Consider the following 11201-nt stretch of genomic DNA (forward strand, 5'->3'; position numbering starts at 1 on the left):
GGTCGTGTCGGCGCCGGAGTAGCGGGCCACGGCGCCGTACCAGTCGGCCGGGTCGCTGCTCGGCGTCTCCTGGTAGGAGGCGAGCAGCGCCGCGCCGCCGCGGATGTTGGTCGTGGGGTCGGTGCGCAGGGCCTCCTTGGCCGCGCCGGTCAGGTCGGCGGCGGCGTCGAGGGTCTGCAGAGATGCCGCCGGCGGCGCCGGGTCCGTGTGCGCGGCCGGTGTCTGTGGCGGGCGGCTCTCGTCGCCGCGCGGGTCGCCGGACGCGCCGTCGTGGGCCCGCGTGCCGTCGGCGGCCCGGAGGCCGGCGGCGTCGGTCAGGTGCATCGGGCCGAAGCCGCCGCTGGTGCTCGGCCGGCCGGCGTTGACGTCCCAGCGGGACTCCAGATAGGACACGCCGAGCAGGACACTCTCCGGCACGCCGAACTCGTCGGCGGCCTGTGCGTAGGCCTGCTGTCGATCGGCCGGCGCGGCGCTCGCCGGGCTCGCGGAGACGGTCAGTCCCGCGAGCGTGAGGGTGGCCGCGGTGAGGTAGCTGAGGGTTCGTCGCATGTCGCGCCTCCCGGGGGGTTGCCTCGGGCTACCTTCCTCCATCGATGAAGATGACGTCAATACCTGCCACGCCGTACGCACGTATCGTAATTAATTTTCACAGCTAGGCTGCGCTGGTGCACCCACTGACCATCGCCGCAGGCCAGGCCGCCTGCGTCCCGCGCGACGTGGCGGCCAACGTGGCCACGGCCGCCGACCTGGTCCGGCGGGCCGAGGCCGCCCTGGTCGTGCTGCCGGAACTGTTCCTGACGGGGTACGACCTGGGCGCGCTCAGGTCGCACGCGCTGTCACCGGACGACCCCCGCCTCGCTCCGCTGTCCGAGGCGTGCGCCGAGACGGGCACGGCGCTGGTCGTCGGTGCGCCGGTGGTGTCGGACGGGCGGGCGCACATCTCCGCGCTCGTCCTCGACCGCGGCGGTGCGCCGGTGGGCCGCTACGACAAGCAGTGTCCGACGCCGACCGAGCGCGCGGCCGGGGTGGCGGCCGGCGTGCGGGGCTGCACGGTCGAGGTCGACGGCTGGCGGCTGGGCCTGGGCATCTGCGCCGACACCGGCTTCCCGGGACACGCGCACGCGGCGGCCCTGGACGGCTGCCACGCGTACGTGGTGGGCGCGCTGTTCAGCCCGGGCACGAGCGCGACGCGGCGAGCGACCCAACTGCCGGCGCGGGCACTGGACAACACGATCTACACGGTGCTGGCCAACCACGTCGGCCCGGCCGGCTCGCTCGTCGGCTGCGGCGGCAGCGGGATCTGGAACCCGGACGGCACGCTCCTAACGGACGCCGGCACGGCCGCACCGGCGGTGGCGGTCGGCACGCTCGACCCGGCGGCGCTGGCCGCCGCCCGCACCGATCACCCGGTGCTGGCCGAGTCGACCACCGTCCCGGAGGCGGGTCGCCAACTGCTCGTCGTGTGAGCACGTGTCGGCCGGGTCATGGCACCACGACGGACGAGGACAGCCCCGCCGCGTCGCCGGCGGCGTGGACGAAGCGGATCAGCCCCGCCCGCGCCGCTCGCGGTCATAGCGGTCGAGGAGGATCGGGAGTCCGGTGTGGACCCACCACGGGATGTGCACCGCGCCCGCGGACATGCCGTGGCCCGGGTCGAACGCGGGCACGTGGACCGCTGCCGTGCCGTCGTGCCACGGCCGGTCGCCGCGGGTCGAGAGCGGCTCGCCGACGGTCTGCTCGATGGCGTCCGTGACGAGCTTCCGCAGCGTGAACCAGTCGCTTGGCAGCGGCGTCCCGGCGAACCGCGCCCGGAGCTCCCGCCACAGGTAGGCGTCGCCGCGCAGGCCGTACTGGGTCGGGTCGCGGTCGAAGAGGGCACCGACCGTGCCCTCTCCGACCGGCGGTGGACAGCGCAGTGTGACCGCCGCGCGGACCTGCCTGTGCACGTCCTCGTCCCGCGCGACCAACCGCACCTCGCCGACACCGGTCGTGGCGGCCGCGACCGTGTCGACCGCGGCGGCGATCGCGTCGGCGCGCGGCCAGCCGAAGACGCCCGCGCTGATCAGCGGGAACGCGACACTTCGCGCGCCCAGCTCGTCGGCGACCGCCAGCGCGCGCCGGTAGCAGGACACGAGCAGCGAACGGTCGCGCTCCCCCGCGCCGTGGTTCGGCCCGACGGCGTGGATGACCCAGCGGGCGGGCAGGTCGCCCGCCGTCGTCCAGCCGGCGTCACCGGTCGCGAGCCCGTCCGGAAACCGGGCGACGCAGTCGCGCAGGATCGCCGGTCCGCCGGCCCGATGGATCGCCCCGTCGACCCCGCCGCCACCCCGCATGGCCCTGTTCGCGGGGTTGACGATCGCGTCGACCTCCTGGGCCGTGATGTCACCGAGAACGGCGGAGATGGTGGGCACGCCGTCAGTCTGCCCGCCAGCGCGGCAGCCCCGCGGCCTGGGCCCGGTCCACCGGCTCGCTGAGCTCGAGGCGGTTGCCGAACGGGTCCGTCAGGAAGAGGATCCGGTAACCCCAGAAGACCTCTTCGACATCGGGTACGTCGGCGCGGCGGGCCGACAGCTCCTTGTGCACGTCGTCCACGTCGGACAGATGGATCGTCACGGTCGCGCCACCCGCCGACGGTCTCTCCGACAGGCGCAGCGTCGTCTCGGCGCGGATCACCTGGCCGAAGAACGGGCCGCCGGCCGGGCCACCCGCCGGGCCGCCGAAGTCCAGCGTGAAACCCAGGAAGTCGCAGTAGTACGCCAGCGCCCGCGACGAGTCGTCGATGGACAGCACCGGGATCGTCGTCGTCGTGGCGCGGCGCGGATCGCCGATGTCCAGCCCGTCGACCAGAAAACGCGGGACGATCCGGCTGCGGCCCTCCTTCTCGATGCGGGCCGCGAGGATGTTCCAGTTGTCGAAGCCGAACTCCCGGGCGACGATCTCCAGGCACTCGCTGTGCGTGAGGTCGAGCCGGTGCCGCGCCCGCAGCTCGGCGCGCAGCGATCTGGCCAGGTCCTTGGCTTCGCGGAACGTACGCATGACTGATCCTCCATGTCCCGGCGAACCGAGGTGACCAGTGCTCGCGTTGCTGTGTCGTTCGCCGGTGGACGGACCAGGGGCGTCATGGAGACGATGCATTCACCAACCCCGGAGGGGTGCGAGCGGCCGGCTGCATCGGGCGCTTCGAAGCTAGCATCACGATCGCCCCCGGCGCTACGACTGGTCCGGCCTCAAGCTCTTCTGGCGCGTGGCACACCGCCGCTGAGCGTGCGCCACCTCACCTACCTGCGGGTTTACTAGGCAAGACCCGCCGCCGGTGCCTAGCGTTCGGGTCATGAGCGCTCGCCCATTCCGGTTCGGAGCGGCCCTGATCAACGTCGGCACGTCCCGGTCGACGTGGCGCGACCAGGTGCGGCAGGCTGAGGATCTCGGGTTCGACATCATCCACGTCAACGACCACCTCGGCATGGCCGCGCCGTTCCCGGCGCTGGTGGCCGCCGCCGACCTGACCAGCCTGCGGCTCGGCACGTACGTGCTGAACACCGGCGTGCTGAGCCCCGCCTACCTGGCCCGCGACGTCGCCGACACCCACCGGCTCACCGGCGGCCGCCTGGAGCTCGGCCTCGGCGCCGGCTACGTCGAGCAGGAGTTCACCGCGGCCGGGCTGCCGTTCGGCACGCCGGGGTCCCGGTTCCGGCGGCTCCGGCAGGTGCTCGCCGAGACCCGCGACCTGCTCCGCGCCGAGCCGGACCGGCCGGTGCCGCCGATCATGATCGCGGCGATGGGCGACCGCCTCCTCGAGTACGCGGCCCGCGAGGCCGACATCCTCAGCTTCCCGATCGGTGCCGGCTTCGGCGCGGGGACGCCGGAGGAGGCGCTGGCGGCCCGGGTCGAGCGGGTCCGCGCGGCCGCCGGGCAGCGGATCGCCGACCTCGAGCTGAACCTGTTCGTCGCCGCCGTCGGGGACCGGGTGTCGGACCTCGACCTGTCGATCATCGAGGCCGCCAGCGGCAGGCCGGCCGCTGAGCTGGTCGACCTGCCCGGTGTGCTGGTCGGTTCGCCGCGCCAGATCGCCGACAAGCTGCTGCACTACCGCGCCACGTACGGCATCAGCTACATCAGCGTGCTCCAGCCGCACATGGCGACGTTCGCGAAGGTCATCCCGCTGCTCCGCTGAGGACGGTCAGAGGACCAGCAGCGGGTTCACCAGCGCGCCGGTGCCGCCCGGGGTCGCGGGTGGGGCGACGACCAGGGCGCCGGTGCGCTTCGCGGCTCCCCGCAGGCCCGCGAACGTGCAGTTGTCGACGATGACGAGGCCGAGCGCCCAGATCAGCGAGTGCACCGGCACCGGCGGGTCCGTCGGCTTCCGGGAGTCCGCGAAGTCCCAGCAGAGGATCGACACACCGTGGTCGGCGATCCATTCCGCCGCGCTCGGACCGAGCCCACCGAGCCCGTCCGCCATGCTCCACAGGTCGCCGCCCGCCGCGGCGAAGCGGTCGCGGCCCACCTCGACCAGCAGCGCGTCGCCGGGTTCGAAGAGCCCACCGAGCGCCCGGTCGAGGTGCTCGCCGGTGACCGGCTCGTCGATCGGCACCCAGCCGACCTCCAGCAGGGCCGGCACGTCCACGTAGACACCTCGGGTGAACAGCCCCGCGCCGGCCAGGTCGGCGATCGACGGCGCGGCCGGGTCGTCGGCCGCCCAGTTCGCATAGCTCGCGCCCTCGAGCAGCACGTGGTTCGCCGCGTCGACGTGTGTGTTGGCCAGCCCGTGCGCCTCGGACTCGACGCGGTCGAACGCGAACGCCAACGGCGTGCCGGGCAGCGGCGCCGCATAGGTCTCGATCGAGAAGTCGGGCCGCCGGTCCCGCCCGACCGTCGCGCCCACGGGCCGGCCCAGGCTGACGGGCGTCGCCAGCTCGATGGCGTCCCGGGCCCGCTCCCGCGCCCGCTGGTCGATCAACCGCGCGGTGCCGAGCCGGTCCTTCTCCGCGCCGCCGGCGGCGAGCCGCCGCAGCCAGTCGAGATAGCTCATGAGCGCCCCTCCCCCAACGTAGCGGCGCCGGCCGCGGCGGGTGAGAAGCTCCGCTATCCGGGTAGAGGCCGGGGCATGGATCTCCACTACCTGCGGCCGATCTACGCGCAGCCGGGCCCTTGGGCATCCGTCTACCTCGACGCCTCGCGCAGTGACGAGAGCGGGGCCCGCGAGGTCGAACTGCGCTGGCGGGCGCTCGCCGACCAGCTCGCGGCCATGGGCGCCGACCAGCCGACGATCGACGTCACCGGCGACACGCTGCTGAACTACCCACCCCAGGAGGGGCGGTACGGCCTGGCCGCGTTCGCCCGGGCCGGGCGGGTCGCGCTGGTCGAGCCGATGAACGCGCCGCCGCCGGCCGACGAGGCGCGGTACTCGGAACTTCCGCACGCGATGCCCCTGGTGGCCTTCCGTGGGGAGGACATCCCGTATGTCCGGGTCGTCGTGGACCGGGCCGGCGCGGAGCTGGAGGGGATGGCCGTCGCGACCACGCCCCGGCTCCGCGAGGTCGACCGGGAGGTCCGCGGGCGCGAGTCGTACCCGTTGCACAAGGCGCATGCCGGCGGTGAGGACCGCAGGGGCGACAACTACCGCGTCGACGAGGTGTGGAAGCGCAACGCCGGTGACGTCGCCGGGGCCACGTCGGAGCTGGCCCAGGCGGTCGGCGCAGAGGTCGTGGTGGTCGGCGGCGACGTGCGGACGATCCCGATGTTCATCGACAAGCTGCCCAAGCGCTGGCAGGAACGGGTGGTGCGGACCGATGCCGGGTCCCGCGCGCCCGGCGCCGACGAGGAGGCGCTGGACGACGTGACCATCCAGGCGATCGCGGACGTGGCCGACCGGCACGCGCAGGACGCGATCGACCGGTTCCAGACGCAGCGCGGCCAGAGCCTCGCGGCGACGGGGTTGCCCGACGTGGTCGCGGCGCTGCAGCGCCGGCAGGTGGAGACGGTGCTGCTGGTCAACGACCTGTCCTCGACCGACACGCTGTTCATCGGCCTGGACGACCCGTCGCTGGTCGCGGTCGACGCCGACACCCTGCGGGTCGAGGGCGTGGAAGATCCACTCCGGGTACGCGCGGACCAGGCGTTGCTGCGGGCGATCACCGGCACGGACGCCGAGCTGGTGCTGGTCGGACCCGACGAGGTGCCGCTGGAGCACGGGATCGGGGCCGTGATGCGCTGGGCGGACCAACGTACGGTGTGATATGTGGCACTTAGCCCGTTTAACGCCGGGCTGGTGGTGTTTTCAGGCGAGTGCTGAGGGTAGCTGAACGAGTGCGGGAAGTAACTACACGCACCTGGAGGAACAATGTCCAACCCACGCAGATCACGGCCGGACGACCCGGTTCGTGACGGGGTCACGGACCGCAACGGCACCTCCGGCAACGGCATCGCTGGCGACGGGACGACCGGCCGGCATGCCGCGGAGCCGATGGCGACCCAGGGCGGCCAGGCTCGCATGGAGTCCCGGCAGGGCATGGAGTCGCGGCAGGGCATGGAGTCCCGGTCGGGCTACGCCGCCGAGGACGCCGGCTACGCCACGCGGCCGGACGTCGCGCAGGCGAGAGCCGAGCGGGTCCAGCAGAGTGCCATCTCGCTGCCGAACGCGCTCCTGCTCATCGCCGGTGTCTGGCTGATCATCTCGCGCTTCGTCTTCGACTACCCGCTGGCGGGATCCACCACGGGCGGTGTGCTCAACGGCGTCGTGATCGGCATCGCGGTCGCAATCCTGGCGCTGGTCCGGATGTCCGCGTACCGGTCGAACCCGATGGTCGACGTGGTCGCGATGGTCGCCGGCGGCTGGATGATGGCGTCTCCGTGGGCGTTCGGATACGCGCACTTCGGCAACTTCGGTCGCCCGGGCTGGAGCGACATCATCGTCGGTGGCTTCATCATCTTCTTCGGCCTGCTCGGCGCCGTCGGTCAACTCGCACGCCGGCGCACCGGGACGCGCTCGCGGATGAGCATGATGGGCCGCGGCGGCGGTCGCCTCGCGACACGCTGATCCAACGCGCTACGGGGTCGAGGCTGGGCCTCGGCCCCGTTCCGCGTGGTCAGCGCAGGCGGAGCCGGCCGATCGGGACGGCGCCGGCGTCGAGCCAGCGTTCGACGCTGCCGGCGTACGCCTTGACCAGCACGCCCTCCGTGCGGTGGGTGGCGATCAGGTCCGCGGCGGTGTCGGCGTCGTGCCCGCGTAGCCGCAGCACGGCATAGGTCAGCAGGATCGACCGGCGGCGCCCCTGGTGGCAGTGGATCAGCACGCCGGCGGTCGGCTCGTCGGCCAGGACGTCCGCGACGTAGCGGGCCGCCGCCGACCAGAGTCGCGGGTGCTGCGGCTGGCCGAAGTCCCACATCGGCGCGTGCACCACACGGGCCGGCCCGAACAGCGCGCGCTCGGCCGCGAGGTCCTGTGACAGCCACGTCTGGCTGGTCGCCCGGCAGTTGATCACGTGGGTGACACCCGCGTCCCGCAGCAGCGGCAGCGTCAGGCCGGTGGGCAGGCTGCCGACCGCGACGTGCTCCTCGCCGATCCAGCTCAGCCACGAGTTGCGCGGGTTCGGCTTGTAGAACCGCGTGCTGTGCCGGTGGTACCAGCTGCGCCAGCCGCCGACCAGGCCCGCGGGCACGGAGTCGACCGGCCCGATCGGGCTCTCGGAGAACCCCATGGGCCAATGGTCGCAGATCAACCGCGAGCCGCCAGAGGTTCGTCCCGCGATGTCCGGATCAGCCCGGGCGGTGCAGTTCCACCCGCCACCCGAAGATCGGGTCGTCGGGTTTGCGCAGCTCCTCGAGGCGTTCGACGGTCAGGTCGCCGACCGTGAACGCGTCGATCTCGGCGCGGGTCAGCGGCCACGGCGGGCCGGCGAAGTCCGTCTCCGCGTCGCGGCCGGCGGCGATCACGAGCAGGGTGCCACCGGGGGCTACGAACCGGCCGACCAGCGGGATCGCCGAGCCGCGGGGCGGGTCGGGCAGCGACTGCACGGTCATGCTCTCCACGACGAGGTCGAACGCACCGAGCCACTCCGCCGGCGGGTCGAACAGGTCGGCGGCGACGTAGCGCACCGGGGAGTCGGGGTGCCGCTCGCGCGCCGACTCGACGGCGGTCGGCGAGATGTCGAACGCGACCACGTCGAAGCCGAGCCCGGCGAGGAACTCCGCGTCGCGGCCGAGCCCGGCGCCGACCACGAGGGTGCGGCGCCCGCCGCCGCGGACACCGCCCCGCTCGGCCCACCCGGCGAGCAGGCTGTGCGGGGCGTCCCGGTCCCACGGCGCGACGGTCTCACCCCGCGCGGCGGCTGCGTAGAGCTGCTCGAACCACGCGGTGGCGTCACCCTCCGCGATCGCCTTGCCGGCCAGCTCACGCGCGTACGAGTCGGCGTCCATGCCGGCAACCCTACTGGTCCAGCGCGACGGCCTGCCGGACGTAGTCCGCGAGGCGTCCTTCGTCCACATCGGACACCCGCTTGAGCTTCACGTGCCGGGTGGCCTTGCCGACGCCGTCGAGCAGACCGTGCGGGTCGGTCAGGTCGGCGCCGCGGGCGAAGGCGAGCGTGATGTGCGTCCTGCTGCGGCTGATGATCGCGATCAGCTTGTTGCCACGCCAGGCCGGCGACCCGGAACTGATCACCTCGCGGGCGTCGGGCGCGTGCCGGGACATCAGCGAACGCACCGCCGCCACGATGTCGGCCTGCTCGCCGGTGAGGTGGGTGGCGACGTACTCGTCGACGGTCCGCATCAGAGGTTCCGGGCGACGACGGCGGACACGGTCTCGAAGGTCGTGTAGTCACCGGGGCTGACCCGGTTCTTGGCGACCGCGATCGCCACACCGGTGGCCGGGTCCGCGTAGGCCGCCGTGCCGCCGCTGCCGGCCATGCCGAACAGCGTCGGGCTGTCCAGGGCACCCGCACCCGGGAAGCCGAGGTCGAAGCCGAGACCGCGGCGGGCCGGGAAGCCGAGCACCGCGTCCGGCCCGCTGGCCGCCACGGCGGTGACTTCCGCGAAGTGGGCGGCCGACAGCAGCCGCACGCCGTCGACCGGGCCGATCAGCGCCGCGTACATGCGGGCGACCGCGCGGGCCGACAGCACGCCGCCGGCCGGGATGTCGGCACCGAGCACGTCGGCCCGGTTGCAGTAGGCGGCGTTCGGCAGCGCGCCCAGCGGCGCCGCGGTCCAGCCGTCGAGCACCCGGAAGAACGGTACGGTCGCGACCATCTCGGCCGTGAGCTCCACGGCCGCGGCCTCGTCGTGCGTGGCGACCCGGTCGAGCTGCTCCGGTGGTACGCCGAAGAACAGCTCGTCCACGACGCTCAGCGGCGCGGCGACCCGCTCCCGGAGCACCGTCGAGATCGGCTGCCCGGTGGCCCGGCGGACGACTTCGCCGACGACGTACCCGAAGGTCTGCGGGTGGTAGCCGGTGCGTGTGCCGGGCTCCCACCAGGGCGTCGCGCCCGCGATCAGGTCGCACATCTTCTCCCAGTCGCAGAGATCCGCCGGGGTGGTGTCCGCGGGCACCGCCGGCACGCCGGCCGAGTGGGTCAGCGCGTCGCGCAGCGTGGCGCGGTCCTTGCCGTTGGCGCCGAACTCGGGCCACACCTCGACGATGGGCATGTCGTAGCGGAGCACGCCGTCCGCCACCAGCGTGTGCGCCACCGTCGCGGTGACACCCTTGCCGGTCGAGGTCACGTGGAACAGCGTGTCGGCCGCCACCGGCGTGCCGGCCCGCGCCTCCCCCGCGACCACGTCGACGACCTGCTCACCGTGCCGGTAGACGGCGACCTGCACGCCGCTCTCCGCGCCGTCGTCGACGATCCGCCGGACAACCTCTGCCACCTGCCGCTCAAGGTCACTCATGCCGACCATCCTGCGGACGGGAATTACGGAATCCTTACGGCCTTCTGCCACCTAAGCTGGCGGCCATGCGTTTCGGGGTGCTCGGGCCGCTCGCGGTGTGGACGGCGGACGGCGCGCCGGTGCCGATCCCGGGCGCCAAGGTCCGGACGCTGCTCGCCGCGCTGCTGGCCCGTGCGGGGCAGCCCGTGTCCGCCGACCGCCTGGTCGACGACCTGTGGGGCGACGACCTGCCGGGCAATCCGGCCGCGGCGCTCGCGGTGAAGGTCTCGCAGCTCCGCCGCGCCCTCGACGACGCCGAGCCCGGCGCCCGCGCGCTGGTCGAGTCGGGTCCCGCCGGCTATCGGCTGGCCACCCGGGCGGTCGACGCGGTCGAGTTCGAGGACCTGCTCGACGGCGAGCGGCTCGACGACGCCCTGGCGCTCTGGCGCGGCAGCGCCTACGCCGGCTTCGAGGACGCCGAGTTCGCCCGCGCCGCGACCGTCCGGCTGGCCGAACGGCGGCTCGCCGCGCTCGACGACCGGGTGGAGGCGCAGCTCGCGCTCGGGCGGCACGCCGCGGTGGCCGGCGAACTGGCCGACCTCGTGGCGCGCAACCCGCTGCGGGAGCGCACCCGCGGGCTGTGGATGCTGGCCCTCTACCGGGCGGGACGACAGGCCGAGGCCCTCGACAGCTACGCCGACCTGCGGCGGCGGCTCGCCGACGAGCTCGGCCTCGACCCGGGCCCGGCGGTCGCCGCGGTGCACCGCGCGATCCTCACCCAGGATCCGGCGCTCGACCTGGCACCCCGGCACACCAACCTGCCCGCGGCGCTCGGTGAGCTGTTCGGCCGCGCCGAGGCCGTCGCCGAAGTGGGCGCGCTGCTGCCGGCACAGCGGCTGGTCTGCCTGACCGGCCCCGGCGGAGTCGGCAAGACCCGCCTCGCGGTCGAGGTGGCAGCCGCGGCTCGACCGTCCTTTCCGGACGGTGTCTGGCTGGTGGAGCTGGCCGGCGTCGACGCGCACTCGGTCGCCGACACCCTGGCCAGCACGCTCGGGCTGCGGGACGCCGGCGGCGTGGACCGCTTCGCCGCCCTGCGGGCGCGGCGGATGCTGGTCGTGCTCGACAACTGCGAGCATGTGGTCGACGCCGCCGCCGACCTCGTCGCGGCGCTGCTCCGCACGGCGCCCGGGCTGCGGGTGCTGGCCACCGGCCGCGAGCCGCTCGGGCTGGCGGGCGAGGTGGTCTGGCCGGTGCCACCGCTGGCCGCGGCCGACGCGGTCCAGCTGTTCGCGGCCCGGGCCGCCGCGGCCGACCGGGGCTTCGCGCTCGAGGCCGGCAAC

General features: G+C 73.9%; 12 protein-coding genes and 1 pseudogene. 5 read left to right on the forward strand and 8 right to left on the reverse strand.

What is annotated here, in order from left to right:
• Positions 1–549 (reverse strand): annotated as a pseudogene (locus tag AB0H87_RS30130) (N-acetylmuramoyl-L-alanine amidase); the annotation flags it as partial.
• A 116-nt stretch (positions 550–665) separates the two neighbouring features.
• Between AB0H87_RS30130 and AB0H87_RS30135 the strand changes: the two are divergent.
• The gene (locus AB0H87_RS30135; RefSeq protein WP_360153038.1) at positions 666–1466 is read left to right on the forward strand and encodes a carbon-nitrogen hydrolase family protein; all 801 of its coding nucleotides are present in this window, start codon (positions 666–668) and stop codon (positions 1464–1466) included.
• A 78-nt stretch (positions 1467–1544) separates the two neighbouring features.
• Here the strand turns inward: AB0H87_RS30135 and AB0H87_RS30140 are convergent, their stop codons facing one another.
• A complete protein-coding gene (locus tag AB0H87_RS30140) occupies positions 1545–2411 on the reverse strand; it encodes a macro domain-containing protein (RefSeq protein ID WP_360153041.1) in 867 nt (288 codons plus the stop codon).
• Positions 2412–2415: 4 nt separating this feature from the next.
• Positions 2416–3036: a glyoxalase superfamily protein gene (locus AB0H87_RS30145; protein ID WP_360153043.1), complete on the reverse strand. Its 621-nt coding sequence runs from the start codon at positions 3034–3036 to the stop codon at positions 2416–2418.
• A 295-nt stretch (positions 3037–3331) separates the two neighbouring features.
• Between AB0H87_RS30145 and AB0H87_RS30150 the strand changes: the two genes are divergently transcribed.
• On the forward strand, positions 3332–4174 hold the full coding sequence (locus tag AB0H87_RS30150) for a TIGR03621 family F420-dependent LLM class oxidoreductase (protein WP_360153046.1): 843 nt from the start codon (positions 3332–3334) through the stop codon (positions 4172–4174).
• Between the two features lie 6 nt (positions 4175–4180).
• Here the strand turns inward: AB0H87_RS30150 and AB0H87_RS30155 are convergent, their stop codons facing one another.
• Positions 4181–5029, reverse strand: a complete 849-nt coding sequence (locus AB0H87_RS30155) for a cyclase family protein (RefSeq protein WP_360153049.1) — start codon at positions 5027–5029, stop codon at positions 4181–4183.
• A 75-nt stretch (positions 5030–5104) separates the two neighbouring features.
• Here AB0H87_RS30155 and AB0H87_RS30160 point away from each other — a divergent pair, with 75 nt between their 5' ends.
• Together AB0H87_RS30160 and AB0H87_RS30165 are read left to right on the forward strand one after the other, a co-directional pair.
• Entirely contained in the window at positions 5105–6235 is a 1131-nt protein-coding gene (locus AB0H87_RS30160; RefSeq protein ID WP_360153052.1) for a peptide chain release factor 1, read from the forward strand.
• Positions 6236–6340: 105 nt separating this feature from the next.
• Positions 6341–7036: an SPW repeat protein gene (locus tag AB0H87_RS30165; protein WP_360153055.1), complete on the forward strand. Its 696-nt coding sequence runs from the start codon at positions 6341–6343 to the stop codon at positions 7034–7036.
• A gap of 49 nt (positions 7037–7085) precedes the next feature.
• Here the strand turns inward: AB0H87_RS30165 and AB0H87_RS30170 are convergent, their stop codons facing one another.
• Genes AB0H87_RS30170 through AB0H87_RS30185 form a run of 4 tightly spaced genes read right to left on the reverse strand, consistent with a single transcriptional unit; the run spans position 7086 to position 9882 of the window.
• Positions 7086–7697, reverse strand: a complete 612-nt coding sequence (locus AB0H87_RS30170) for a hypothetical protein (RefSeq protein ID WP_360153058.1) — start codon at positions 7695–7697, stop codon at positions 7086–7088.
• A gap of 58 nt (positions 7698–7755) precedes the next feature.
• Positions 7756–8415, reverse strand: a complete 660-nt coding sequence (locus AB0H87_RS30175; RefSeq protein ID WP_360153061.1) for a class I SAM-dependent methyltransferase — start codon at positions 8413–8415, stop codon at positions 7756–7758.
• A 10-nt stretch (positions 8416–8425) separates the two neighbouring features.
• A complete protein-coding gene (locus AB0H87_RS30180; protein WP_360153064.1) occupies positions 8426–8767 on the reverse strand; it encodes a DUF1801 domain-containing protein in 342 nt (113 codons plus the stop codon).
• Positions 8767–9882 (reverse strand): serine hydrolase domain-containing protein, encoded by a 1116-nt coding sequence (locus tag AB0H87_RS30185; RefSeq protein ID WP_360153067.1) that lies wholly within the window; start codon positions 9880–9882, stop codon positions 8767–8769. Before AB0H87_RS30185 ends, AB0H87_RS30180 begins: the two co-directional genes overlap by 1 nt.
• A 65-nt stretch (positions 9883–9947) precedes the next feature.
• Here AB0H87_RS30185 and AB0H87_RS30190 point away from each other — a divergent pair.
• A partial coding sequence (locus tag AB0H87_RS30190) for a BTAD domain-containing putative transcriptional regulator (RefSeq protein WP_360153070.1) occupies positions 9948–11201 on the forward strand: 1254 nt, incomplete at its 3' end.

The sequence above is a fragment of the Asanoa sp. NPDC050611 genome, assembly GCF_040654855.1.
Lineage (GTDB): Bacteria > Actinomycetota > Actinomycetes > Mycobacteriales > Micromonosporaceae > Asanoa.

Excerpts from the sequence above, each read along its gene's own strand:
- AB0H87_RS30145 (WP_360153043.1), bottom strand. The coding sequence starts at position 3,036 with ATGCGTACGTTCCGCGAAGCCAAGGACCTGGCCAGATCGCTGCGCGCC.
- AB0H87_RS30160 (WP_360153052.1), top strand. The coding sequence starts at position 5,105 with ATGGATCTCCACTACCTGCGGCCGATCTACGCGCAGCCGGGCCCTTGG.
- AB0H87_RS30175 (WP_360153061.1), bottom strand. The coding sequence starts at position 8,415 with ATGGACGCCGACTCGTACGCGCGTGAGCTGGCCGGCAAGGCGATCGCG.
- AB0H87_RS30170 (WP_360153058.1), bottom strand. The coding sequence starts at position 7,697 with ATGGGGTTCTCCGAGAGCCCGATCGGGCCGGTCGACTCCGTGCCCGCG.
- AB0H87_RS30185 (WP_360153067.1), bottom strand. The coding sequence starts at position 9,882 with ATGAGTGACCTTGAGCGGCAGGTGGCAGAGGTTGTCCGGCGGATCGTC.
- AB0H87_RS30165 (WP_360153055.1), top strand. The coding sequence starts at position 6,341 with ATGTCCAACCCACGCAGATCACGGCCGGACGACCCGGTTCGTGACGGG.
- AB0H87_RS30150 (WP_360153046.1), top strand. The coding sequence starts at position 3,332 with ATGAGCGCTCGCCCATTCCGGTTCGGAGCGGCCCTGATCAACGTCGGC.
- AB0H87_RS30155 (WP_360153049.1), bottom strand. The coding sequence starts at position 5,029 with ATGAGCTATCTCGACTGGCTGCGGCGGCTCGCCGCCGGCGGCGCGGAG.
- AB0H87_RS30180 (WP_360153064.1), bottom strand. The coding sequence starts at position 8,767 with ATGCGGACCGTCGACGAGTACGTCGCCACCCACCTCACCGGCGAGCAG.